Source organism: Rhodococcus sp. FH8 (assembly GCF_019266085.1).
In the GTDB taxonomy this organism is placed as follows: Bacteria; Actinomycetota; Actinomycetes; order Mycobacteriales; family Mycobacteriaceae; genus Rhodococcus_F; species Rhodococcus_F qingshengii.
On sequence record NZ_LPNQ01000061.1, the window covers coordinates 252,005 to 274,525 of the forward strand.

Consider the following 22,521-nt stretch of genomic DNA (forward strand, 5'->3'; position numbering starts at 1 on the left):
GCCGGTTAACATGTCAGACCCTCTTCCGGAGCCTTCAAGTAAACGAAGTAGTCGACGACGGCATCGTCGACGCAGGAGTTTCCGTCCAGAACCACCGTGTGTTGGGTTCCGTCGAACGTGATCAGAGCAGCGCCCAACTGCTTCGCGAGATCCACTCCGGCCTGATACGGGGTCGCCGGATCCTGCGTCGTGGACACGACGACCAGCTGCGGCAGACCGGCGTCAGCGAGCGCCTGGGGGTCGAGCGCGTGAGGGCTGCCGGTAGCCGGAACGGGCCAGAACGCGCACAGGTCGAGCGGCGCTTGACCCGTCCCGCGGCCGTCGTCGAGGAACGGCGCCGCCTCGCGGTACCGAGTGTCGGATTCGCCGGCCTCGGCGCGGTCGGTGGTTGCCGGATCGTCCACGCAGCGAATGGCGTTGAACGCGTCGTTGATGTTGGAGTAGCTGCCGTCATCCTCACGGCCTTCGTACATGTCGGCGAGATTGAGCAGCGAATCGCCGCGTCCGTCGGCCAGACTCGACAGACCCCCACGCAGCGGCGTCCACAACTGCGGCGAATACAGAGCCTGCTGGACGCCGGTGATCGCGTCGGAATAACTCAGCCCTCGCGGATCGGTGGTCTGTGCCGGCTTCTCGATCAAAGGATCGACGAGTGCCTGAAAGCGTGCCTGCGCCTGCGCCGGATCATCACCCAGCGGGCAATCCGTTCGCGAGACACAGTCGGCGACAAAGGCGTCGAACGCGCCTTGGAAGCCCTGCCCCTGCAAGACCACTTCGTCGACCGGATCCTGCTCGGGGTCGAGCGCGCCGTCGAGGACCATCGCTCGGACGTTCTGCGGAAAGGTTTCCGCGTACGTGGATCCGAGCCGGGTCCCGTACGAGAACCCGAGGTAGTTCATCTTCGGATCGCCGAGAACGCCCCGAATGACGTCCATATCTCGCACCACCTCGTAGGTACCGACATGAGCGAGGAACTCCGTACCGGTCCGCTCAGCGCACTTGGCGGCGTAGTCCTTGCTGTCCGCCTCGGCGAGAGCGATGCCCTCCGGCGTCATGTCGACGTTGACCTCCGCACGCTCCGCGTCGGTCTCCTCCGGCGTCAAACACCGAACCTGCGGGGTCGACGCCCCGATCCCCCGCGGATCGAAGCCGATCATGTCGAAACGTTCCTGCAATTCGGTGCCCGAACCCGAGGTCGCCATCGACAGCCCGGACCCACCCGGCCCGCCGGGGTTCAGCAACAGTGAGCCGATGCGGTCGCCGGTAGCCTTCGAACGCGAGATCACCACCTTCGCGGTGTCGCCGTTCGGATTCGCGTAGTCGACGGGAACGCTCACCTCGGCGCAGTCGATCCCACGCCCCAGCGGCGCAGTTCCTTCTTCGACAAATTGGTCGCACGAACCCCAGTCGAGCGTCTGCTCGTAGAATTTCTCGAGGCCGGACGGCACCGCGGACGCGGCAGAACCAGCAGGTTCCACTGATTCGGGCGTGCCTTCCGAACTGGTGCAACCGACAACCAACACGAGCACTGCTGCGCTTCCGGCGAGGGCACCGGAGAGGCGAACGAACTTCGACATGCCATCGATGGTGCCAGGAAACCGCGATAGCCAGCGGTTCGCCTCGTCTCGGCACCTACCTGATACGCGCGCGGTGATGTGACCCATTGCACCCCGTCAACTATTCGTGTCGGCGATGTCCGGTGGCAGACTGAACACGTCATCACCCACACCCGGGGACCCGAAGGCGATCAACGCTCAGGGCCTCGAGGCCAGAAAGGGACAACGATGTCCGAAACACCTCTCTACGGTTCTGTACCCACTGCAAGCTCTACCGATGCACCGAAGCGTAAGACGCGCATTCACCACCTCGCCGAGATGAAGCAGAACGGCGAACGCTGGTCGATGCTCACCGCTTACGACTACTCCACGGCACGCATCTTCGAAGACGCAGGCATCCCGGTGCTGCTCGTCGGCGACTCTGCCGCCAACGTCGTCTACGGCTACGACACCACCGTGCCGATCACCGTCGACGAACTGCTCCCGCTCGTGCGTGGCGTCGTTCGCGGCGCGCCGCACGCACTCGTCGTCGCCGACCTCCCCTTCGGCACCTACGAGGGTTCCGCCGAGCAGGCCCTGTCGACTGCGACGCGGTTCATGAAGGAAGGCCTCGCGCACGCCGTCAAGCTCGAGGGCGGCGAGCGGATGAGTAAGCAGATCGCGGCTATCACCTCGGCCGGCATCCCCGTCATGGCTCACGTCGGATTCACCCCGCAGAGCGTGAACTCGCTCGGCGGATTCCGCGTCCAGGGTCGCGGCGACGCGGCCGAGCAGCTTGTGGCGGACGCCATTGCAGTCCAGGAAGCCGGGGCGTTCTCCGTCGTCATGGAAATGGTTCCGGCCGAGATTGCGGGCCAGGTCAGCCGCAAACTCACCATCCCCACCGTCGGCATCGGGGCCGGTTCCGAATGCGACGCTCAGGTACTCGTCTGGCAGGACATGGCGGGTTACACGAGCGGTAAGACAGCCAAGTTCGTCAAGCGTTTCGGTAACGTCGGTGACGAACTGCGTTCCGCAGCCGCAGCCTATGCATCAGAAGTTCGCACTGGCGCTTTCCCGGCCGCAGAACACAGTTTCTGATCCGAGACCGGCGAACGCCGCCTGTCTCTCAACCAGCCAGGGGTGCGTTCAATGATCGGTAACCGTCGAAGTTCTACTGCCGCAGCTGTAGTCGGTGCGGCAGCTCTCGTCACGGTGCTGAGCGGATGCGCGGGAGGGTCCACCAACTCTCCCGCGCCCAGCAGCACTACGCCCGCGAGTTCCACCAAGACGGCGCCGGCAACAACCTCCGCGTCCGGTTCGACGTTCACCGACGCTCAGGTCCAGCAGTTGTGCTCGGATATGGAAGGGCAGCTGCAGAACTGGCGGACCGTCACCCCGACGCTCGGCAAGGGCGGACTGAACACGATCGTCATCACGTGGGCGACGCAGAACGGCATCAACCTGCTCGATCTCGCCCAGAACCGCGAAAGCATCGACGCGGCAACCTCGGCCGCGTGCCCGGACGTCCGGGGCGGCGCGATTTCCGCACTCGAGATCCCCGATCTCGCCTCCGGGCTGGTGGGCTTCTGATGAGCGAAACGTCAGCACCGCCGTCGGCTCTGCGGAGTCTCTATCCCCCGATCGAGCCTTTCGTCACCGGCTTCCTCGATGTCGGTGACGGCCAGAGCATGTACTGGGAAGTCAGCGGAAATCCGGACGGCAAGCCGGTGGTGTTCCTGCACGGTGGCCCCGGCGGTGGTGCGCAACCGGCGGTACGCCAGTTCTTCGATCCGGCCGCATACCGCATCGTTCTACTCGACCAGCGCGGCTGCGGGCGGTCCACCCCTCACGTTGCCGACGGCGCCGACCTGTCGGTGAACACAACGGACAAGCTGCTGGCCGACATCGAAGCCCTGCGTGAACATCTTTCGATCGACAAGTGGATGGTTTTCGGCGGGTCCTGGGGTTCCACGCTGTCCATCGCCTACGCCGAAACGTTTCCCACGCGCGTCACTGAGCTGGTCCTGCGCGGGATCTTCCTCCTGCGTCGCAGTGAGATCGACTGGTACTACAACGGCGGCGCGGGAAACATCTTCCCGGAGCGCTGGGACAAATTCCTCGAACCGGTACCCGAGGCGCAGCGCGGCGAAGACCTCGTCGCGGTCTATCACCAACTGCTCCATTCCGAAGACCCCGCCGTCGCAGCCCGGGCAGCGATCGCCTGGTCGGCCTGGGAAGGATCGACCAGCTACCTGTACCCACAGGCGGACAAGATCGAACAGAACTCCGAGACCAGGTTCGCCTTGGCCTTCGCTCGTATCGAGAACCACTACTTCGTCAACGGCGGATTCTTCGACGAGGGTCAACTCCTACGCGAAAGCTCCGCACTGCACGGCATTCCGGGGACGATCGTCCAGGGCCGCTACGACGTCGTCTGCCCCGCCACCAGCGCGTGGGCGCTGCACAAGGCGTGGCCCGAATCCAAGCTCGTGATCGTCGACGACGCCGGACACTCCGCGATGGAGCCCGGCATCGCACATCACTTGGTGGAAGCCACCGATTCTTACCGGTAGCTCGCTACGCCGGGAACGTGAACTCCACCGTCCGTTTGACGGTGTCGACGGCGGTGAGTCGCACCTTTGCGCGCTCACCGTCGTCGGGCGTTCCGACGCATTTCGCAATCACTGCGACCGACGGGACAAACACTTCCGCCGAGCGCTTTCCGTCCTTGGCGCGCATCACCACTGCGTCGAAGACCTCGCCGACCCGGCCGTCGAGCAGCGTGGACTCGGTCAGATCGATGCACGCACGGTCGACCTTGTTCGCCAGCGAGTCGGACCCACTCATGATGTCGGGCAGCTCGGGAAGTGCAGTGCGCGCCCATTCCGGTACCGGCGTACCAGCTGTGATCGCCAGACACACCTCGGTGCTGAAACGATCGGACAGCCGGCGCAGCGGAGCAGTCACGTGAGCGTAGGGCGCTCCGATCCCCGCATGCACCGTCAACTCCGGTAGTCGGCCGTCGAAGGCCGCGTAGTCTGCCCCGCGCAGCAACGACGGCGCAACCGACATCAGCGCCATCGTCGACGGCTCGTTGGAATCGAGTCCGGCAAGAATCTGCCCGACGCTTTGCCCCTCCGGCCACGTGATACCCAGCGCCACTGCAGTTCTCCGCAAGGTCCGAACCGCGGACTCCTCGGCCGGCGGCAGCGTGCGAAGCAACCCGATACCTGCGTCGATCATCATGCGGCCGGCACACATCCCGGTCAGCAGCGACACTTCTGCGTTCCAGTCGTCCGCTTCGGTGCGTGGCTCCAGTTCGATCCGCCAGCGAGCCGAGGACTCGTCCTCCGGCTGATCCCGAACCACTGACTGCTCGGGCAGTTTCAGCTCGATGGCACCCCTGGCAACCGCCGAGACACTGCGCAATCGTCCGAACTCCGGTAGTGCGGCGATGGACGGATGCAAGGTTCCCGCGTCGGCATCGCGCTGCACGGTCGAATAGTCCAGACGTGCCACCGATTTCACCAGAGCGCGTCTCACCTGCCACGACGTCGGCTCGGCCTGCGCGTCGAGTTCGATCCGCCACAGCGCGGCGGGACGAACCACGTCCGGCAGCAGACTCGCCGATCCCTCCGACAACGCTCGGGGATGCAGCGGGACGGAACCGTCCGGGAGATAGAAGGTTTGGCCCCGCTTGCGGGTTTCGATGTCGAGAGCGCCACCCGGCGTCACCACCGCCGCGACGTCGGCGATCGCGTAGTGCACGACGTACCCGGTCGAGGTCTTCTCGATGTGCACTGCCTGGTCGAGGTCCATCGATCCGGGAGGGTCGATGGTCACGAAGGCGATACCCGTTTCGTCGACACGCCCGGCGCCGAAACGATCCACGGCATTCTCGGCCTCGGCCTGCGCCGCAGCCGAGAATGCTCCTGGCAAGTCGAACTCCGCCCGAACCACTCCGAAGTCGATTCCCTGCACCATCATTCGACTTGCGGGCACGCATCCTCCATGATCGGTTCGGGCCGGTATAGCAGCAGTACCGGTCCCAGTTGTTCGAGTCCCAGCTGTTCCAAGTCTCAGTTATTCCAAGTCTCAGTTGTTCCAGTCTTCGTCTGCCCGATCGGCGGCTTTGTTGCGTTCGGCAGCGATCTTCAATGCATGCTCGGCAGAGTCCCGATCAGGGTACGGCCCCATCCTCGTCAGCGAGGACGCGCCCTTTCCCTGCGTGACGGAACCGTCGGACACGTCGAAGTACCAGAGTCGATCTTCATCAGTCATATCCACAGTGTGACATCAGAGTGAGATAGAAGCTTGTAGATCGCTGTGAGACTGATATTCTTTCTACTTGGCCTGGCAGGTGAGAACCGGACATTCGAACGGTGAGTTCTGCTTGAATGCCCAACACAAGCTACGAACAGAAAATGGAGTGCGCATGTCCGCAATTCTTTACGATTACCTCCTCCCGCTCATGGGCCATGACGCGGCAACGTACTGGGCTACGCTGCTGGTCATCAAGCCTGTCTGACAGCTTTCGACCATAAAGAAGACCCCCACCGATCCGGTGGGGGTCTTCTTTGTGCTCTCTTGCAGATCGCGGGCGGACGAGTCGGCGTGTAAGCCGGATCCTGTCCTGCGGCACCGAAGTGCCGAGTGGCGACCATCCATCTGGGCACACCGTCGCCGGGTGCCTCGAGCGGTTCACCCGCAGGCTCGGGCGAGCAGCCCTCGAACACCTGCGCAGCCGCACCGCGAGCGATGCGACCTTCAACCTTGCTCCGGGCGGGGTTTACCTAGCCACCCCGGTCACCCGAGGTGCTGGTGCGCTCTTACCGCACCGTTTCACCCTTACCTGCCTCGAAAGGCAGGCGGTCTGTTTTCTGTGGCACTGTCCCGCGAGTTGCCTCGGGTTGCCGTTAACAACCGCCCTGCTCTGTGGAGTCCGGACTTTCCTCGGCCCCAGGCCTGTGCGCGATACGCGCTGGTTCCAGAAGCCGCGGCCGCCCGGCCAACTCGTCCGCCCCCGTATGCTACCGGGCGCCTGTCGGTGGCCGGCACTATGGTCACCGTATGACTCGGTACGTGGCCCTGCTACGCGGTATCAACGTGGGCGGCATCAACATCAAGATGGCGGACCTGGCGAGAGTCTTTGGTGACCTCGGATTCCAAGGGGTGAAAACCGTGTTGGCCTCAGGCAACGTTCTGTTCGACAGTCCGAGCACCGACATCCCGACGCTGAAGAAACAGATCGAATCCGCCCTTGCCCGCGAGTTCGGCTACGAGGCTTGGGTGTTCGTCCTCGACCTTCCGACACTGCAGGCGATCGTGGACAACTACCCGTTCGAGCGCGAACGCGAGGGTTGGCATGCTTATGCGATGGTTGCCTCCGAGCCGGAAATCCTGGAGGAATTGAGCACTGCAGCAGCGCAACTCGATGCCTCGGTCGAGCGTGTGGCGGCAGGCGACGGAGTCCTGTACTGGGAGGTCGAGAAGGGGCAGACCGTCAAGAGCGCGTTCGGCAGGAACACCGGAAAACCGAAGTTCAAGGCGTTCACCACAACCCGAAACCTGAACACGCTCTACAAACTGCTCAAATGACGCTCGCCCCGACACGGAGCACCATCGCGTGACTCTTCTACCGATCCTGCTCGTCGCCCTCGTCCTCGTCTTCGCGATAGTGCGTCCACGCGGGCTTCCCGAGATCGTCATCGCCGGGCCGGCAGCTGTCGTCGTTCTCCTGACCGGCGTCGTAACTCTCGACGAAGCCCGCGACGAACTGGCGAGCATGGCACCCACCGTCGTCTTCCTGGTTGCCGTGCTGGTTCTCGCTCATGCCGCCGATGCTCTCGGCGTCTTTCGCTGGGTCAGCCAGATCCTGCAGCAAAAATCCCTCGCCGATCCACACCGGTTGCTGATCTATGTGTTCGGCGCCGCCGCCCTGACCACGGCGGTCCTGAGCCTCGACGCCACCGTCGTGCTGCTGACACCCGCGGTGATCGCGGCCGCACGATCCATCGGAGCAAGTCCCCGGCCGCATTCCTATGCCAGTGCGCACCTGTCGAATTCGGCGTCGACCCTGCTGCCGGTGTCCAACCTGACCAACCTCATCGCGTTTGCCGCAACAGGTTTGACGTTCTTGCACTTCACCGCATTGATGGCGTTGCCGTGGGTCGTGACGATCGCTGTCGAGTACCTGATTTTTCGACTGTTCTTCCGTTCGGAACTCGCGCGGGGCGACAGCGCCGAACCGCCGGTGGCAGCCAGATCTGCGCCTGCGCCGATTCTGCCGCTGACGGTGATCGGAATGACGCTGCTCGGTTTCGCGGTTTCGGGTTTCTTCGGGATCGAGCCCGCCTGGATCGCGGTGGTGGGTGCGAGTGTCCTGGGAGCGATCGCTCTGGCTCGGCACCGTACGACCGCCGCCAAGATGCTCTACGCTGCCGACCTCTGGTTCTGCGCGTTCGTCCTGGTTCTCGGAATCATCGTCGCCGGAGTCGCGAACGGGCCGGTGGGCGAATGGATTGCGCAGATCCTGCCAGGCGACACCAGCTACGGCTCACTGCTCTTTGTCGCCGCAGTAGCGGCGGTAGCGTCCAATCTCGTCAACAACCTGCCGGCAACCTTGCTGATGATCGCAGCGCTCGGAACGGCGGCACCTCCAGCTCTGGTGCTTGCGATGTTGATCGGCGTCAACCTCGGCCCCAACCTCACCTACGTGGGCTCACTGGCAACGATGCTCTGGCGACGAGTCGCCACCAGCGCGGGCGCACCGCCCACGCTGGCGACATTCACTCTGCTCGGGGTCATCACGACGCCACTGACATTGCTCGCCGCCGTGAGTGCCCTGTGGTTGGTGATCTGATCAGAGGCTGATCAGCCGTCGGGGCTCTTTCAGCGAAGGTGTGACGTGTCGTTGACCAACCGGACCGAGGCTCCCCCGTCGGGATAGAACTCGGTGATACTCAGCGACGCCAGATCCAGATGCAACCGGTACAGCAACGACGGCCCGGCATCGAGGGCCAGCTGCACCAAAGTCTTGATCGGGGTGACGTGAGAGACGACCAACAGCGTCGCGCCGCCGTAGGTCGAGATCAGGTCGTCACGCGCGGCGACGACTCGTTCGCGTACCTCGTCGAAACTCTCGCCGCCCGGTGGACGCACCGAAGTGTCCGAGAGCCATTCGCGATGCAGGTCCGGGTCACGCTCGGCTGCCTCGCGGAACGTGAGTCCGTCCCAGTCGCCGAAATCGGTTTCGATCAAACCCTTGTGCTCGACGACGGGTAAACCGAGCACGCGGGCCGATGCCTCTGCCGTCTCACGGGTTCTGCCGAGGGGTGAGCAGACGATGGCGTCGATACCGCCTCGGTTCCCGAAGCGTCCGGCTGCGCCGGCAGCCTGCGCGCGGCCCAGTTCCGTGAGCTCCGGATTCCCGCGTCCGGAATACCGGCGATCGACCGACATCGCTGTCTGTCCGTGACGTAGCAACAACATTCGTGTCGGCTTGCCGGTGGTGGCGATCCATCCCGGAGAGCCGGCGATCTGCGGCTCCGACGTCTCTTCGGACGGCGCGGCAGGTGCAGCAGGTGCGGGGGCCGAAGGTGCGACTGGGCCGGTTTCGATGCCGGCAGCCGCGTCCATCGCCTCGTTGGCAAGACGATCGGCATGAGAGTTCTCGCCGCGAGGAATCCACGTGTAGGTCACTCGCGAGAACTGCGTCGCCAGCTCGGCAGCGCGCCGCTGCAGCGGAATCATGTCCGGGTGCTTGACCTTCCAGCGCCCGGACATCTGCTCGACGACCAACTTGGAATCCATGCGGACGTCGACCGTCGACGCGCCGAGCTCACCGGCAGCGGTCAACCCGGCGATCAGTCCGCGGTACTCGGCGACGTTGTTGGTCGCGATACCGATGCTTTCCTTGCGTTCGGCCAACACCGAGCGCGAGGCGTCGAACACCACCGCTCCGTAGCCGGCCGGACCGGGATTGCCCCGCGATCCACCGTCGGCCTCGACGATGACCTGCGAGAGAGTCACAGACCGGACTCCTTGGTACGCACCATGATTGCATTGCACTCTGGGCAACGAACTACGACGTCGGCCGGTGTCGCGGCGATTCGGGAGATCTCGCCGCGGTCGATCTCGATCCGGCAAGCGCCGCATCGGCGTGCCTGCAGAAGCGCCGCGCCCGGTCCGCCCAGGCTGCGCTGCTTCTCGTAGACAGCAAGGAAATCGGCGGGGAATTCACCGACGAGTCCTTCACGATCGGCGGCGCAACGCTCCTGCGCCTTGTCCAGATCAGCGACGGCATCGTCGCGGCGACGCTTGGCGTCGATCAGCTCTTCTTCGGCCTGGGACAGCTGGGCACCGGCGTGATCGTGATCGGCCTGCAACGCCTCACGCTGCTCCATCACTTCGAGCAACTCGTCTTCGAGGAGCCCCTGACGCCGGACCAGGCTGCCGAGTTCGTGTTCGAGTTCGGTGAGCTGCTTCGCCCCGACCGACCCGCTCTGCAAGAGTGTGCGGTCCCGATCCTCGCGCTGACGAACCGCGTCGACCTCGCCTTCGAGCTTGCGAATGTCGCGATCGATGTCGTCGATCTGGATTTCGACGGCTACGGACGCGTCTTTACGGCTGATTCGCTCGGCCTCGAGACGTTCGACTTCCTGCTGCTCGGGAAGCGCTCCGCGTCGGTGGGTGATCCGAGTGAGCTCAGCATCCACCCCGGCGAGGTCGAGAAGCTTGGATTGCACCTGTGGTTCGACGTTCACGCTGTATAACTCCTGCTGTAAGTCCGATGTCGGCAGTGCTCGCGAAGGACGGCTCTCGAAGAACTGCTCTTGAATTGTTCGTGCAACCGTACCTTGCAGAGCGCTGCACTAATGCGCACTCAAACACCACGGATCGGTGCGAATTGTCGAAACCCGGCTTTCCCACTCCGGATTGTCGGCAAACGCGGCGTCGAGCACCGATTTCGCCTGTGCGCACCACGGGTATTCACTCGCCCAGTGCGCGACGTCGACCAGAGCCGGACCACCGGTGCGTAGATGCTCGTCCGCGGGATGATGCCGCAGGTCCGCAGTGACGTAGACGTCGGCGCCCAGTGCCGCCACCACGTCGAGATACGAGTCGCCGGAACCGCCGCACACCGCCACGGTACGAACGGTCGCGTCTGGATCTCCGGCCGCGCGAACACCCCACTCGGTCGAGGGCAGTGAGCGCGCCACTCGCGCGGTGAATTCCCGCAAGGTTTCGGGGTGGTCGAGCTCACCCAACCGCCCCAGTCCGAGTGAACTGGGGAACGCTGCGAGTTCGAAGACATCGAAGGCCGGTTCCTCGTACGGATGGGAGGCACGCAGTGCGCCCAGCACTGCGCTTCGCTTTCCGCGAGGGGCAATCACTTCCACACGATTCTCGCGAACCTGCTCCACAGCGCCGACGGCCCCGATCGTCGGATTCGCTCCGTCGGCGGGCAGGAACTGACCCGTACCGGTGACGGTCCAACTGCACTGGCTGTAGTCACCGATCCGCCCAGCCCCGGCCTCGAAAAGTGCATCCTGCACGGCCGATGCATTCTCCACCGGAACCATGACGACCCACTTGTCGAGCGGCTGCGTCGGCTTGGGTTCGATCGGGCGCAGCACGGTCAGGCCCAGAGCCTGCGCCAACGCGTCGGACACTCCGGGGTCGGCCGAGTCCGCATTGGTGTGCGCCGAGAACAGTGCGCATCCCGCCTTGATGAGCTTGTGAACCAACGCACCTTTGGGTGTGTGAGCACCGACGGTGTCCACCCCACGCAGCAGAAGTGGATGGTGAACGACCAGAAGGTCGGCACCGGAGGCGATGGCGTCGTCGACCACTGCCTCGGTCGGATCCACCGCGAAAACCACTCTCGTCACAGCGTCGGCCGGATCGCCGCAGACCAGGCCGACCGAGTCCCACGATTCCGCCAGGGCCGGCGGATACGCGGATTCCAGCACGGCTATGACGTCCGCAAGAGTTGGGCCACTCACAAGATCTCCTTCATCGCTTCGATCAGTACCGCAACCTGCTCGGCTGGACGGACGGCCACGCGAAGCCGATCCGGGCCGAGTCCGGGAAAGGTGTCGCACCTGCGGACAGCGATTCCGCGGGCACGCAGGTGCTCTCGCATCGTGACGCCGTCACGGACGTCGATGAGCACGAACGGCCCCGCAGCGGGTTCGTGCACGGCAATCCCGATCTCGGTCAGTCGCCGCGACATGTCTCGGCGGTCCACGGCAATCGCGTCGGCTTTGATCCTCGACTGCTCGACGGCAAAGGGTTCGCAGCACGCCGTGATGGCCTCGATCTGCAGACTGCCCAATGGCCAGTGGGCTCGGCCGTGACTGAGTTGAGCCAGAAGATCGGGAGAGCCGATCGCGTATCCACACCGCAATCCGGCGAGCGCCCACGTCTTGGTCAGGCTCCGAAGGACCAGTACATCCGCCGACTCGACACCGGCGATGCTCTCCGTTTCTCCGGGGACCGCGTCGCCGAAGGCCTCGTCCACCACCAGGATTCGGCCCGGCTGACGCAATGCCAACACATCGATCTTGGGGTGAAGCACGGACGTCGGGTTGGTCGGATTGCCCAGAACGACAAGGTCCGCGGATTCGGGTACCTGCGCGGTCCGAAGCTCGAAAGGCGGCTCCAGAATCACTTGAGTCACCGGCACACCGGCCTCTCGCAGTGCCAGTTCCGGCTCGGTGAACGACGGATGGATCAGCGCTGCTGAACGAGCGCCCAGGCGCGGCAGCATCGCGAATCCCTCGGCACCGCCCGAGAGCAACAACACCTCTTCGGGCCGGCGCCCGTGCCGCTGCGCGACCGTTTCGCGTGCCTTCAGTTCCGCCACGGCCGACGGGTACGAACCGAGCGTCGCCAGCCCTGCGGCCAGCCGATCCCGCAACCACTTCGGCGGGCCGGAGCCTTGAACGTTGACGGCAAAATCGAGTAACCCGGGCTCCGCTTCGACATCGCCGTGATGTCGCAAGCTCTCCAGGTCAACCGTTCCGGTACTCACCCGGTCAGCCTACGGTCGAGCACCGTGCGCGGACATCACCCCTGCCGTCCGGGACAATGAGTGCCGTGACGACACCACCGCTCGACCGCTTTCCCGTAGTTCTGTTCGATCTGGACGGCACCATCACCGATTCCGCTCCCGGCATTCACGGCGGCTTCCGACACGCGTTGGCAACTGTCGGCCATCCGGAGCCGACGGAAGCGATGTTGGCATCGGTGATCGGCCCGCCGATGGTCGACACCTTCAGGTCACTCGGTATGGCCCCGGCGGACGTGGATCGGGCGATCGCCGCGTACATCGAGCGTTACGACGCGACCGGGTGGCAGGAGAACTCGGTGTACGAAGGCATGGACGTCGTCCTGGGTAAGGCTCGCGCGAGCGGCACCCGACTGGCCGTCGCCACCTCCAAGTCGGAGCGATTCGCCATTCGAATCCTCGAGCATTTCGGCCTGGCCGAGCACTTCGAGTTCATCGGCGGCGCGAGTGACGACGGAACTCGTCGGGCTAAACCCGATGTGATCGCGCATTCGCTGACCTCACTCGGGATCACTCCCGTCCTCGCATCCGACGGCGGAACCCCCGACGTTCTCATGATCGGCGACCGTGATCACGACGTGCTCGGCGCCGCGAAGTACGGCATCCCCACCGTCGTCGTCGAATGGGGCTACGGTTCCGCCGAGGAAGCGCGGCAAGCGTTTCGCTCCGTATCGTCGGCATCCGAACTGGGAGGACTTCTCGATGGCCGCCACTGAACCACTCCACGTGACTGAACCACTTCATGTGACGTTTGTGTGCACCGGCAATATCTGCCGGTCACCGATGGCCGAAAAGATCTTGCTCGCGCATCTGGACCGTGAAGGCCTCGCCGACCGAGTCCGTGTCAGCAGTGCAGGTACCGAGGGGTTTCACACCGGTAGCGAGGCCGACGAGCGGACCAACGTCGTGCTCCGAGCGGCCGGATATCCGACGGGCCACAGTGCCGCGCAGGTCAATGCAGATCATCTCGCGGCCGATCTGGTCGTCGCCCTCGACACCGGCCATGAACGTGAGCTTGCTCATCTCGGCGTGCCAACCGAGCGTCGGCGCCTACTGCGATCGTTCGACCCCGAGGCTGACGGAGAATCGGTTCCGGACCCGTACTACGGGGATCAGGAGGACTTCGAACTGGTGCGAGACCAGATCGAAGCAGCCATTCCCGACATACTCGACTGGATCCGCGAGCGAGCCTGAACCCGGAGCAAAATTCACTCCCGTTCGGGCAACGGATACCGTGGACGTGTGCGAAGACTGAAATTCCTGTTGCGGCCCGGTTGGTTGGTACTGGCAGCTGTGGTCGGGCTCTTCGCCTACCTGTGCTTCACCGTGCTCGCTCCGTGGCAGCTCGGCAAGAACACGAAGACCGAGCACCGCAATGATCTGATCTCGAACTCGATCAACGCGGAGACCGTGCCGATCGGTGATGTCATCGCCGATTCGACGATCGCACCGGACGACGAATGGCGAAACATCACCGCGGCCGGTACCTATCTGCCCGACGCCGATATCCTCGTCCGACTGCAGTCCATCGAGGGCGCGCCGTCCTACGAGATCCTGACGCCTTTCCTTCTCGACGACGGCCGCACGATCCTCGTCAATCGCGGATACGTTCGGCCGATCAACGGCGCCGAGGCACCGCCCATCGCTGCGCCGCCGACCGATCCGGTCACTCTCAACGGCCGCGTGCGTCTGTCGGAAGGCACTGCGCCCGGCCGAGTTCCGATGTTCGAGGACGGCGCGAAACAGGTCTACTCCATCGACGCACGTCCGATCGGCGAGTTCATCGGAACGGACCTGATCGACGCGTACATCCAACTCGAACCCGACCAGCCCGGCGGTCTCGGCACGATCCCACTCCCCCAACTCGACGCGGGCCCCTACCTCTCGTACGGGTTCCAGTGGCTGGCGTTCGGCATCATGGCGCCGCTCGGACTGGCTTACTTCATTCGCGCCGAGTGGCGCGAACGTCGCAAGGAAAAGGCAGCTCAAGCAGCTGTCGACGGCTTCGCAGCGGACGACGCCGCTACCGAGACGACCCCGGAAGCGCCGGTGTCCGCGCCTGCCTCATCCCCCGCCGAACCGGCTCGTACCTTCAGCCGTCGCAAGAAGCCGGAGCCGGAATCAGTGCCGCTGACGGCGCAGGAAGCCAAACTTGCCGATCGATACGGCAATACCCGCTGAAATACCCGCTGACACCACAGCTGCACTGATCTGCACCGCCGACGAAAGCCTCGACGCGCGGCGCAGATCGTTCGGCGTCGGCACAGTCCCGCGGCCGAGGACGGGACGCATCTCCACCCCGTGCGCGTACTCGGTCCGACCACCCAACGAAATGCCCAACGCCCCTGCCGCCGACGCTTCCGCGACGCCCGCATTGGGGCTTGGATGAGCCGCTGCGTCGCGTTTCCACGCTGCCAGTGATTCCTGAACCGAGCCGCCTACCACCGGTGCACACGCAGCCGTCAGCGCACCTGTCAGCCGAGCGGGGACGATGTTGACCAGATCGTCGAACCTCGCCGCAGCCCACCCGAATCTGAGGTACTTCTCGGACCGGTAGCCGATCATCGCGTCGAGTGTGTTGGCAGCGCGGTAGACGAACAGCCCCGGCACGCCCGCAATTGCACCCCACAACATTGCACCGACGCTTGCATCCGAGGTGTTCTCGGCAACCGACTCCAGTGCTGCACGCGTGAGGCCCTCCTCGCCCAGCACCGAGGGATCGCGTCCACACAGTGAAGGGAGAAGCTCGCGCGCTTTCGTCAGGTCACCATCGACCTGTGACGCCTCCAATCGAGCGGCCATGTCGATGCCTGTGCGTGCAAGCGACGTCCCGCCGAGCACGGCCCAGGTAGCTATCGCCGTCGTACCCGTGACGGCCACCCAACCGGCCCGGCGCGACGCTGTTTCGGCTGCGAGCCCAAGTCCTGCGGTGCCGGCCAAGAGCACGGCAACATGAAGTGTTCCGGCCGCGCGCGAGTCCCGGTAGGACATCTTCTGCAGCGCGATAGCCGCGGTTCCGAAGCCGGCGACCGGATGGAACCGCCCCGGATCGGCGAAGACCCGATCCGCGACGAAGCCGAGGAGAAGCCCGGCAGCTCGCGCGTTGAATCGAGATCGGGACAAGCGAACCGAAATGTGCACGAGCGTAGTTTTAGCAGCCACGCTCGTTCTCTGGCCAACCGTCACGTGTCTGCCCGAGCTGAGCACTACCTGTCCCAGTCGATCGTCAGATAGATCAAGCGGTGCATTCGGTTGATTTCCCAGACACGGGCAATCCCGGTCGCCAGTGCGTCGCTCTGGGAACGAACCCGGATCGTCTGCCCCGCGAACAACGCAACACTGAGACTGGGCATCTCGGCGATGTGTATGTGCGGACGGGTGGGATGCACGCGCGTCGGGTCGACGGCTACTTCGATCACAGAACTGGACATGCGTCCAGAATGGCGTATTGCGGACAATTCGTTGTCGAAAATGAAAAACCCCGATCTGCATCGACATGCAGATCGGGGTTTGAATTCTTCGGTGGGCGCGGAGGGTTTCGAACCCCCGACCGCTGGTGTGTAAAACCAGAGCTCTACCACTGAGCTACACGCCCGAACTCCCGGTGAGACCCTCACCGGGAGTGCTCTAAGACTCTAGCGCGGCAAGCGCATTTGCCCAAAGTCCGTGGTCACGGGCTTCTCCGGGGCCGTTCATCTCGGCAAAACGAATGATTCCGTCTTTGTCGATGACAAAGGTGCCACGATTCGCGAAGCCCAACTTGTCGTTGAACACCTCGTACTTCTGAGCGACCTCACCGTGCGGCCAGAAGTCCGACAGCAAGGGAAATGTGTATCCCTGCTCAGCTGACCAGATCTTGTGAGTCGGCGAAGCACCGACAGAAATCGCGAGAATGGCGGTGTCGTCGTTCTCGAACTTCGGAAGCTCGTCACGGACCTTGCAGAGTTCCCCCTGACAAGTCCCGGTGAAGGCCAACGGATAGAAGACCAGCAGAACGTTCTTCTTACCGCGGAAATCTGCTAGCGAGACTTCCTGGTTGTTCTGGTCCTTCAAGGTGAAATCCGGTGCCTGGGCACCAACTTCGAGAGGCATGTGCGATTCCTTGGGAAAGTGCGGAAAGGACCGGGTCAGCGCTTGTTGGCCGGACGAGCCTTCGGCTGAACCAGTCGACTTCCCGACCAGTCACCGAGGTTGGCTGCCGATGTCTGCGTCAGGCCGGCAGTCGGCGCCGATTCGGCGATCTCGCTGGGCTCGACGTGTCCGTCGAGACCGGTCTTGGGAGTGAGAACCCACACGAAGCCTTCGTCGGCGAGGGGCCCGATGGCATCCATGAGGGCGTCCACCAGGTCACCGTCCTCGTCGCGCCACCACAGCAGCACGACGTCGATGACCTCGTCGGAATCCTCGTCGAGCATTTCCCCGCCGATGGTTTCCTCAACCGCGGCACGAATGCCGTCGTCGGTATCCTCATCCCAGCCCAGTTCCTGCACCACCATGTCAGTGGTAATCCCGAGTTTCTGAGCGTAGTTCTGGGCATCCGCCGCGGCGACCACGGTGGGGTCCTCCTTTTGTTGATGGTGTGTGGCGACCCCGCACACCTACCGTTTGACGATCAATTAGGGAAAGCGAACATGGTCTGAGGCGTTAGCGCAAGCCGACCACGCCGAAAACTTTCACCAAAGATCGTCTTCTGACACACGGCGAACCTTACGCCTGCGGATTACCGCAGGTCACAGGGATCCACATTCATCGAAGATCGACTTGCGAATCGAATTGCTCGTATCGCTGATCGAATTGATTTCATCGGCCGAATGATCACTCTCGATCACGACAGCAGATGAAAGTAGGTTCGCGGCCAATTCGGCGAACAGTCCGGAAAGTTGCGTCGGAAGTTCACTCGCGACCGAGTCGAACCACGAGGCCGTCTCCCTTGCCGAGGAAGCAGCAGCGCTTGCTTCGGCTCTCAGGTCGGTCTCACCATGATTTCCGGCGTCGACGTAGGCATTGAACGCGACCACGTCGTTTTTCGATCGAGAGACCGCTTCCTCACAGATCGCGAAAGCTGCCTCTGCCGCATCTGCCGCCGCTTTCGACGAGGACGCGGCGGCCATCGAAATACTCACCTCGGATTGGTATGCAGCCACGTGCGCTTCATTGGGTACTGCCGATCCGGTCACCGCCGCCGAACATCCCACGATCACCGACAGTCCCACTGCGATCGATCCGACCGAGACCCACGCCCCGACCCTGCCGTAATTGATTTCTTTGTTTATTTTTTCCCACCCCTTCATACGTTCCGATCGATCCCCCAAGCCTGTGACTACGGGGAACCATCACACCCCTGCGTCACGCCGAAAAACGCTACCCGAGAGTAACCAGAGGCGAGGTGTGCCGGACCGACCGGGATGGTGAAAGATGAGGTACGCGCCATATTCACGATGGAAGTGCGTCGGACCTAACAAGGCCTCGATCACCTATGTAAGGACGCCCCACCACGCGTCCCCAAACCAATGAGGAGCACACGTTGTCTGACCTGATCCAGGGTCCCGCGTCCGGGCAGAACGCCGATTCCGGCGCCGCCGGCGAGTCGGGTTCGCCCGCGTCGAATACGCCGGGGGGAACCGACGGTCGCGTTCGCGTCATTCGCGAAGGTGTTGCGTCGTACCTGCCGGACATCGATCCGGACGAGACCACCGAATGGCTCGAATCATTCGACGGACTTCTGGATCGATCCGGACCCACGCGTGCCCGCTACCTCATGCTCCGCATGCTCGAACGCGCCGGCGAGAAGCACGTCGCACTCCCCGCGCTCACTTCGACCGACTACGTCAACACGATTCCGACCGAAAACGAGCCGTGGTTCCCCGGTGACGAAGAGGTCGAGCGCCGCTATCGCGCCTGGATCCGTTGGAACGCCGCGATCATGGTCCACCGCGCTCAGCGACCGGGCGTCGGCGTCGGCGGTCACATCTCCACCTACGCATCCTCGGCAGCGTTGTACGAGGTCGGCTTCAACCACTTCTTCCGCGGCAAGGACCACCCGGGCGGTGGCGACCACATCTTCATCCAGGGTCACGCCTCCCCCGGCATCTACGCACGCGCCTTCCTCGAGGGCCGCATCCCCGCGGAACAGCTCGACGGATTCCGCCAGGAGAAGTCCCACGCCGACTTCGGCGGCGCACTGCCGTCCTACCCGCACCCGCGGCTGCTTCCCGACTTCTGGGAGTTCCCGACGGTCTCGATGGGCCTCGGCCCGATGAACGCCATCTACCAGGCCCGGTTCAACCACTACCTCAACGACCGCGGCATCAAGGACACCACCGATCAGCACGTGTGGGCGTTCCTCGGCGACGGCGAAATGGACGAGCCCGAGTCACGCGGCCTCGCTCACGTCGCGGCAACCGAAGGCCTCGACAACCTCACGTTCGTGGTGAACTGCAACCTCCAACGCCTCGACGGCCCGGTCCGCGGCAACGGAAAGATCATCCAGGAACTGGAATCGTTCTTCCGCGGTGCCGGCTGGAACGTCATCAAGGTCGTCTGGGGTCGCGAGTGGGATGCGCTGCTGCACGCCGATCGCGACGGCGCACTGGTCAACCTGATGAACGTGACGCCGGACGGTGACTACCAGACGTACAAGGCCAACGACGGCGCGTTCGTACGCGATCACTTCTTCGGACGTGACCCCCGCACCAAGGAACTGGTCAAGGACCTCACAGACCAGGAAATCTGGAACCTCAAGCGCGGTGGCCACGACTACCGCAAGGTCCACGCCGCCTACGCAGCGGCCATGGCACACAAGGGCCAGCCGACGGTCATCCTGGCGCACACCATCAAGGGCTACACCCTCGGTAAGCACTTCGAGGGCCGCAACGCCACACACCAGATGAAGAAGCTGACGCTGGACGATCTCAAGGCGTTCCGCGACATGCAGCACATCCCGATCTCGGATGCCGAGCTAGAGAAGGATCCGTACCTGCCTCCGTACTACCACCCAGGCGCGGACGCTCCCGAGATCAAGTACATGCTCGACCGTCGTAAAGCACTCGGCGGGTTCCTGCCTTCCCGTAACACCGATGCGGCGCCGCTCAAGCTCCCCGAGGACAAGACGTACGACGTCATCCGCAAGGGTTCGGGCAAGCAGGAAGTCGCCACCACCATGGCGATCGTGCGCATCCTCAAGGAACTGTTGCGCGACAAGGAGATCGGCAAGCGCATCGTGCCGATCATCCCGGACGAGGCTCGCACGTTCGGTATGGACTCGTGGTTCCCGTCGCTGAAGATCTACAACCGCAACGGGCAGCTCTACACCTCCGTCGACGCCGAACTCATGCTCGCCTACAAGGAGAGCCCGATCGGCCAGATCCTGCACGAGGGCATCAACGAGGCCGGTTCGACGGCTTCGTTCACCGCAGTCGGCACGTCGTACGCCACCCACGGTGAACCGATGATTCCGCTGTACATCTTCTACTCGATGTTCGGTTTCCAGCGCACCGGCGACGGCCTGTGGGCGGCTGCCGACCAGATGGCTCGGGGATTCGTTCTCGGCGCCACCGCCGGTCGTACAACTCTGACCGGTGAAGGTCTCCAGCACGCCGACGGACACTCGCTGCTCCTGGCATCCACCAACCCCGCAGCTGTCACGTACGACGCCGCGTTCTCGTACGAGTTGGCGCACATCGTCAAGGACGGCTTGCGCCGCATGTACGGCGGCACCGAGGGCGTCGACGGTTTCGGTGGCGAGAACATCTTCTACTACCTGACCATCTACAACGAGCCGTACGTTCAGCCGGCCGAGCCCGAAGGTCTCGACGTCGAGGGCTTGCTCAAGGGCATCTACCTCTACAAGACGTCCGAAGCAGCCGGCCCGAAGGCACAGATCCTCGTATCCGGTGTCGCGATGCCCGAGGGTCTGCGTGCGCAGAAGCTGCTCGCCGACGAGTGGGGCGTCTCGGCTGACGTCTGGTCGGTCACGTCCTGGGGTGAGCTGCGCCGCGAAGGCGTCGAATGCGAACGTCAGGCGCTGCTCAATCCATCCGAGGATGCTCCGGTTCCCTTCGTCACCACGGCGTTGTCCTCGGCCCAAGGCCCTGTCGTCGCGGCTTCGGACTGGATGCGGGCGGTCTCGGACCAGATCCGTCAGTGGGTTCCCGGCGACTACACCACGCTCGGCACGGACGGGTTCGGCTTCTCCGACACCCGCACCGCTGCGCGTCGTTACTTCAACGTCGATGCCGAATCCATCGTCGTTGCCGTGCTGATCGGTTTGGCGAAGGAAGGATCGATCGAGCGGTCGAAGGCCGTCGAAGCAGCGAGCCGATACCGCATCGACGACGTGAATGCTGCTCCCGAGCAGACCGGGGACACCGGTAGCGCCTAAGTCGTAGGGCAACAGTCCTAGCGATCGAAAACAGACCTACGCCCATCGCCGCGGGTGTCATCTCGACATCCGCTGCGGCGATGGGCGTAGGTTTTTCTCATGCCCGAACCTGATCCCGAGAAACCCGAAGAGGGCGTACGCCGCACTCGACCACAGTCGTCCGGGTTGCAGGCTGTGCTCGCCCGCCGTCGTCAGGTTCGCGATCCACTTCCAGAAGCCTTGCTCCGCCGCGTCAAACAGTTCTCCGGCCGGCTCTCCACCGAGGCCGTGACCGTGATGGAGGAGCAGCTTCCGTTCTTCGACAGTCTCGACGCTTCGCAACGCGCCGACGTTCAACTGTTGGTGCAGACGTCGGTGGTGAATTTCCTGGAATGGCTGCGGCAACTCGACTCGGAGATCAGCTTCGGATACGAGTCGTTTCCGGTCATCCCTCAGGATCTTGCTCGACAGCTCACGCTGCGCCAGACCGTCGACATGGTCCGGGTGGCGATGGAGTTCTTCGAGAAATGGCTGCCGGCTCTCGCCCGCAACGATCAGCAGCTGATCGCGCTGACAGAAGCCGTCCTGCGCTACGGGCGTGAACTCGGTTTCGCAGCAGCGACGGTGTACGCAAGCGCTGCCGAGTCGCGGGGTGCCCTGGACACGCGACTGGAAGCGCTCGTCGTCGACGCCGTCGTGCAGGGAGACACCGGCTCGGACATGCTCTCTCGCGCCGCCACCTTGAACTGGGATGCCACGGCTCCGGCCACCGTCATCGTCGGGTCTCCCCCGCCGGACGAGCGGGTCTCGGTTGCCGGCACCGTCCACGCGACTGCCGCCGCGCACGGGCGCGCTGTTCTCGCCGTGGTGCAGGGTCCGCGACTGGTGATGATCGTCAGCGGCGAGCTGAGCAGTAAGACGGAAGGCAGCCAATTCCTTCAAGACCTGCTCATGAGTTTCGCCGACGAGCCGGTGGTGATCGGCCCGACGACACCCTCGTTGAGCGCAGCGCACTTCAGTGCGTCCGAAGCTCTGGCGGGAATCAAGGCTGTTGCCGGGTGGCGCGGCGCACCTCGTCCCGTTTTCGCGACTGAACTGCTCCCGGAACGGGCACTACTGGGAGACGCCGCTGCCGTGAAGGCTCTTCGCGATTTCCTCGTCGCACCTTTAGCTGAATCCGGCACAGTCTTGACCGATACTTTAGACAGTTATCTCGACTGTGGAGGTGCGGTTGAGACTTGTGCACGTCTTCTGTTTGTTCATCCAAATACCGTTCGGTACCGCTTGAAGCGAATCGCGGAAGTTACCGGCCGGGATCCAACGAATCCACGCGACGCGTATGTACTACGGATCGCCGCTACCGTGGGCCGATTGACACAAATCGATCTCAAATCGAACAATTCGGTTACTTCAGTCACATCTTTAACATCCGGACAAACAAACCTGTAACCCCTGAGCGTCCAATTTCGATGGCCGAGCGCGACGTGGGATTTTGTGGGAACCCTACAAAACACTTCGCCAGAGTTCATCGCGACCGACATCTCGCAGGT

Annotated in this window: 22 protein-coding genes, 1 tRNA gene and 1 other RNA gene; 10 read left to right on the forward strand and 14 right to left on the reverse strand. The window is 63.6% G+C overall.

What is annotated here, in order from left to right; genetic code table 11:
* Positions 1-5: 5 nt before the first annotated feature.
* Complete coding sequence (locus ATN38_RS12680; protein ID WP_007735453.1) at positions 6-1,577, reverse strand: alpha/beta hydrolase; 1,572 nt, start codon at positions 1,575-1,577, stop codon at positions 6-8.
* Positions 1,578-1,784: 207 nt separating this feature from the next.
* On the opposite strand from ATN38_RS12680, the gene panB reads away from it, so the two are divergent.
* Genes panB through pip form a run of 3 tightly spaced genes read left to right on the forward strand, consistent with a single transcriptional unit; the run spans position 1,785 to position 4,111 of the window.
* Positions 1,785-2,636, forward strand: a complete 852-nt coding sequence (panB, locus tag ATN38_RS12685; protein ID WP_064113245.1) for a 3-methyl-2-oxobutanoate hydroxymethyltransferase — start codon at positions 1,785-1,787, stop codon at positions 2,634-2,636.
* A 51-nt stretch (positions 2,637-2,687) separates the two neighbouring features.
* Positions 2,688-3,128, forward strand: coding sequence for a hypothetical protein (locus tag ATN38_RS12690; protein ID WP_020969914.1), 441 nt, complete (start codon positions 2,688-2,690; stop codon positions 3,126-3,128).
* Positions 3,128-4,111 carry a prolyl aminopeptidase gene (gene pip, locus ATN38_RS12695; protein ID WP_064113244.1) on the forward strand — a complete coding sequence of 328 codons (984 nt, stop codon included), beginning with the start codon at positions 3,128-3,130 and terminating at the stop codon, positions 4,109-4,111. Before ATN38_RS12690 ends, pip begins: the two co-directional genes overlap by 1 nt.
* 4 nt (positions 4,112-4,115) lie before the next feature.
* Here pip and ATN38_RS12700 read toward each other — a convergent pair whose 3' ends face one another.
* The 3 genes from ATN38_RS12700 to rnpB form a co-directional block, all read right to left on the reverse strand.
* Positions 4,116-5,525: an RNB domain-containing ribonuclease gene (locus ATN38_RS12700; RefSeq protein ID WP_064113243.1), complete on the reverse strand. Its 1,410-nt coding sequence runs from the start codon at positions 5,523-5,525 to the stop codon at positions 4,116-4,118.
* A gap of 108 nt (positions 5,526-5,633) precedes the next feature.
* The gene (locus ATN38_RS12705; RefSeq protein WP_007735457.1) at positions 5,634-5,819 is read right to left on the reverse strand and encodes a hypothetical protein; all 186 of its coding nucleotides are present in this window, start codon (positions 5,817-5,819) and stop codon (positions 5,634-5,636) included.
* A gap of 320 nt (positions 5,820-6,139) precedes the next feature.
* Positions 6,140-6,554: RNase P RNA component class A (rnpB, locus tag ATN38_RS12710), an RNA gene on the reverse strand.
* 54 nt (positions 6,555-6,608) lie between these two features.
* Here rnpB and ATN38_RS12715 point away from each other — a divergent pair.
* Positions 6,609-7,136 carry a DUF1697 domain-containing protein gene (locus ATN38_RS12715; RefSeq protein WP_007735458.1) on the forward strand — a complete coding sequence of 176 codons (528 nt, stop codon included), beginning with the start codon at positions 6,609-6,611 and terminating at the stop codon, positions 7,134-7,136.
* A gap of 28 nt (positions 7,137-7,164) precedes the next feature.
* Positions 7,165-8,400: an SLC13 family permease gene (locus tag ATN38_RS12720; RefSeq protein WP_007735459.1), complete on the forward strand. Its 1,236-nt coding sequence runs from the start codon at positions 7,165-7,167 to the stop codon at positions 8,398-8,400.
* Positions 8,401-8,429: 29 nt separating this feature from the next.
* Here ATN38_RS12720 and ATN38_RS12725 read toward each other — a convergent pair whose 3' ends face one another.
* From ATN38_RS12725 to cobC, 4 genes are all read right to left on the reverse strand, one after another.
* Positions 8,430-9,569 carry a bifunctional RNase H/acid phosphatase gene (locus ATN38_RS12725; RefSeq protein WP_030537561.1) on the reverse strand — a complete coding sequence of 380 codons (1,140 nt, stop codon included), beginning with the start codon at positions 9,567-9,569 and terminating at the stop codon, positions 8,430-8,432.
* Complete coding sequence (locus tag ATN38_RS12730) at positions 9,566-10,303, reverse strand: zinc ribbon domain-containing protein (protein WP_218748072.1); 738 nt, start codon at positions 10,301-10,303, stop codon at positions 9,566-9,568. The genes ATN38_RS12725 and ATN38_RS12730 overlap by 4 nt, the downstream gene beginning before the upstream one ends.
* Positions 10,304-10,411: 108 nt before the next feature.
* Positions 10,412-11,545 carry a Nif3-like dinuclear metal center hexameric protein gene (locus tag ATN38_RS12735; RefSeq protein WP_218748073.1) on the reverse strand — a complete coding sequence of 378 codons (1,134 nt, stop codon included), beginning with the start codon at positions 11,543-11,545 and terminating at the stop codon, positions 10,412-10,414.
* Positions 11,542-12,576, reverse strand: coding sequence for an Rv2231c family pyridoxal phosphate-dependent protein CobC (cobC, locus tag ATN38_RS12740; RefSeq protein WP_218748074.1), 1,035 nt, complete (start codon positions 12,574-12,576; stop codon positions 11,542-11,544). The genes ATN38_RS12735 and cobC overlap by 4 nt, the downstream gene beginning before the upstream one ends.
* Before the next feature lie 56 nt (positions 12,577-12,632).
* Between cobC and ATN38_RS12745 the strand changes: the two genes are divergently transcribed.
* Genes ATN38_RS12745 through ATN38_RS12755 form a run of 3 tightly spaced genes read left to right on the forward strand, consistent with a single transcriptional unit; the run spans position 12,633 to position 14,793 of the window.
* Positions 12,633-13,328 (forward strand): HAD hydrolase-like protein, encoded by a 696-nt coding sequence (locus ATN38_RS12745; RefSeq protein WP_042445748.1) that lies wholly within the window; start codon positions 12,633-12,635, stop codon positions 13,326-13,328.
* Positions 13,315-13,806: a low molecular weight protein-tyrosine-phosphatase gene (locus ATN38_RS12750; RefSeq protein ID WP_007735468.1), complete on the forward strand. Its 492-nt coding sequence runs from the start codon at positions 13,315-13,317 to the stop codon at positions 13,804-13,806. The genes ATN38_RS12745 and ATN38_RS12750 overlap by 14 nt, the downstream gene beginning before the upstream one ends.
* Before the next feature lie 48 nt (positions 13,807-13,854).
* Positions 13,855-14,793, forward strand: a complete 939-nt coding sequence (locus tag ATN38_RS12755; protein WP_218748075.1) for an SURF1 family protein — start codon at positions 13,855-13,857, stop codon at positions 14,791-14,793.
* On the opposite strand, the gene ATN38_RS12760 is transcribed toward ATN38_RS12755, so the two are convergent.
* The 6 genes from ATN38_RS12760 to ATN38_RS32750 form a co-directional block, all read right to left on the reverse strand.
* The gene (locus ATN38_RS12760; protein WP_218748128.1) at positions 14,734-15,753 is read right to left on the reverse strand and encodes a cobalamin biosynthesis protein; all 1,020 of its coding nucleotides are present in this window, start codon (positions 15,751-15,753) and stop codon (positions 14,734-14,736) included. The genes ATN38_RS12755 and ATN38_RS12760 overlap by 60 nt on opposite strands.
* A gap of 65 nt (positions 15,754-15,818) precedes the next feature.
* Complete coding sequence (locus tag ATN38_RS12765) at positions 15,819-16,043, reverse strand: hypothetical protein (RefSeq protein ID WP_081558012.1); 225 nt, start codon at positions 16,041-16,043, stop codon at positions 15,819-15,821.
* Between the two features lie 92 nt (positions 16,044-16,135).
* Positions 16,136-16,207 (reverse strand) — tRNA-Val (locus ATN38_RS12770).
* 32 nt (positions 16,208-16,239) lie between these two features.
* The gene (locus ATN38_RS12775) at positions 16,240-16,704 is read right to left on the reverse strand and encodes a peroxiredoxin (protein ID WP_003941619.1); all 465 of its coding nucleotides are present in this window, start codon (positions 16,702-16,704) and stop codon (positions 16,240-16,242) included.
* 35 nt (positions 16,705-16,739) lie between these two features.
* Positions 16,740-17,165 carry a DUF3052 domain-containing protein gene (locus ATN38_RS12780; RefSeq protein ID WP_003941575.1) on the reverse strand — a complete coding sequence of 142 codons (426 nt, stop codon included), beginning with the start codon at positions 17,163-17,165 and terminating at the stop codon, positions 16,740-16,742.
* A 177-nt stretch (positions 17,166-17,342) separates the two neighbouring features.
* Complete coding sequence (locus ATN38_RS32750) at positions 17,343-17,903, reverse strand: hypothetical protein (RefSeq protein ID WP_256931778.1); 561 nt, start codon at positions 17,901-17,903, stop codon at positions 17,343-17,345.
* 233 nt (positions 17,904-18,136) lie between these two features.
* Between ATN38_RS32750 and aceE the strand changes: the two genes are divergently transcribed.
* Complete coding sequence (gene aceE, locus ATN38_RS12790) at positions 18,137-20,992, forward strand: pyruvate dehydrogenase (acetyl-transferring), homodimeric type (protein ID WP_007735476.1); 2,856 nt, start codon at positions 18,137-18,139, stop codon at positions 20,990-20,992.
* A 99-nt stretch (positions 20,993-21,091) separates the two neighbouring features.
* Positions 21,092-22,420 carry a CdaR family transcriptional regulator gene (locus ATN38_RS12795; RefSeq protein ID WP_003941635.1) on the forward strand — a complete coding sequence of 443 codons (1,329 nt, stop codon included), beginning with the start codon at positions 21,092-21,094 and terminating at the stop codon, positions 22,418-22,420.
* The last annotated feature ends 101 nt before the right edge of the window (positions 22,421-22,521 follow it).

Excerpts from the sequence above, each read along its gene's own strand:
- ATN38_RS12680 (WP_007735453.1), bottom strand. The coding sequence starts at position 1,577 with ATGTCGAAGTTCGTTCGCCTCTCCGGTGCCCTCGCCGGAAGCGCAGCA.
- panB (WP_064113245.1), top strand. The coding sequence starts at position 1,785 with ATGTCCGAAACACCTCTCTACGGTTCTGTACCCACTGCAAGCTCTACC.
- ATN38_RS12690 (WP_020969914.1), top strand. The coding sequence starts at position 2,688 with ATGATCGGTAACCGTCGAAGTTCTACTGCCGCAGCTGTAGTCGGTGCG.
- pip (WP_064113244.1), top strand. The coding sequence starts at position 3,128 with ATGAGCGAAACGTCAGCACCGCCGTCGGCTCTGCGGAGTCTCTATCCC.
- ATN38_RS12700 (WP_064113243.1), bottom strand. The coding sequence starts at position 5,525 with ATGATGGTGCAGGGAATCGACTTCGGAGTGGTTCGGGCGGAGTTCGAC.
- ATN38_RS12705 (WP_007735457.1), bottom strand. The coding sequence starts at position 5,819 with ATGACTGATGAAGATCGACTCTGGTACTTCGACGTGTCCGACGGTTCC.
- ATN38_RS12715 (WP_007735458.1), top strand. The coding sequence starts at position 6,609 with ATGACTCGGTACGTGGCCCTGCTACGCGGTATCAACGTGGGCGGCATC.
- ATN38_RS12745 (WP_042445748.1), top strand. The coding sequence starts at position 12,633 with ATGAGTGCCGTGACGACACCACCGCTCGACCGCTTTCCCGTAGTTCTG.
- ATN38_RS12750 (WP_007735468.1), top strand. The coding sequence starts at position 13,315 with ATGGCCGCCACTGAACCACTCCACGTGACTGAACCACTTCATGTGACG.
- ATN38_RS12765 (WP_081558012.1), bottom strand. The coding sequence starts at position 16,043 with ATGTCCAGTTCTGTGATCGAAGTAGCCGTCGACCCGACGCGCGTGCAT.
- ATN38_RS12775 (WP_003941619.1), bottom strand. The coding sequence starts at position 16,704 with ATGCCTCTCGAAGTTGGTGCCCAGGCACCGGATTTCACCTTGAAGGAC.
- ATN38_RS32750 (WP_256931778.1), bottom strand. The coding sequence starts at position 17,903 with ATGAAGGGGTGGGAAAAAATAAACAAAGAAATCAATTACGGCAGGGTC.
- ATN38_RS12795 (WP_003941635.1), top strand. The coding sequence starts at position 21,092 with ATGCCCGAACCTGATCCCGAGAAACCCGAAGAGGGCGTACGCCGCACT.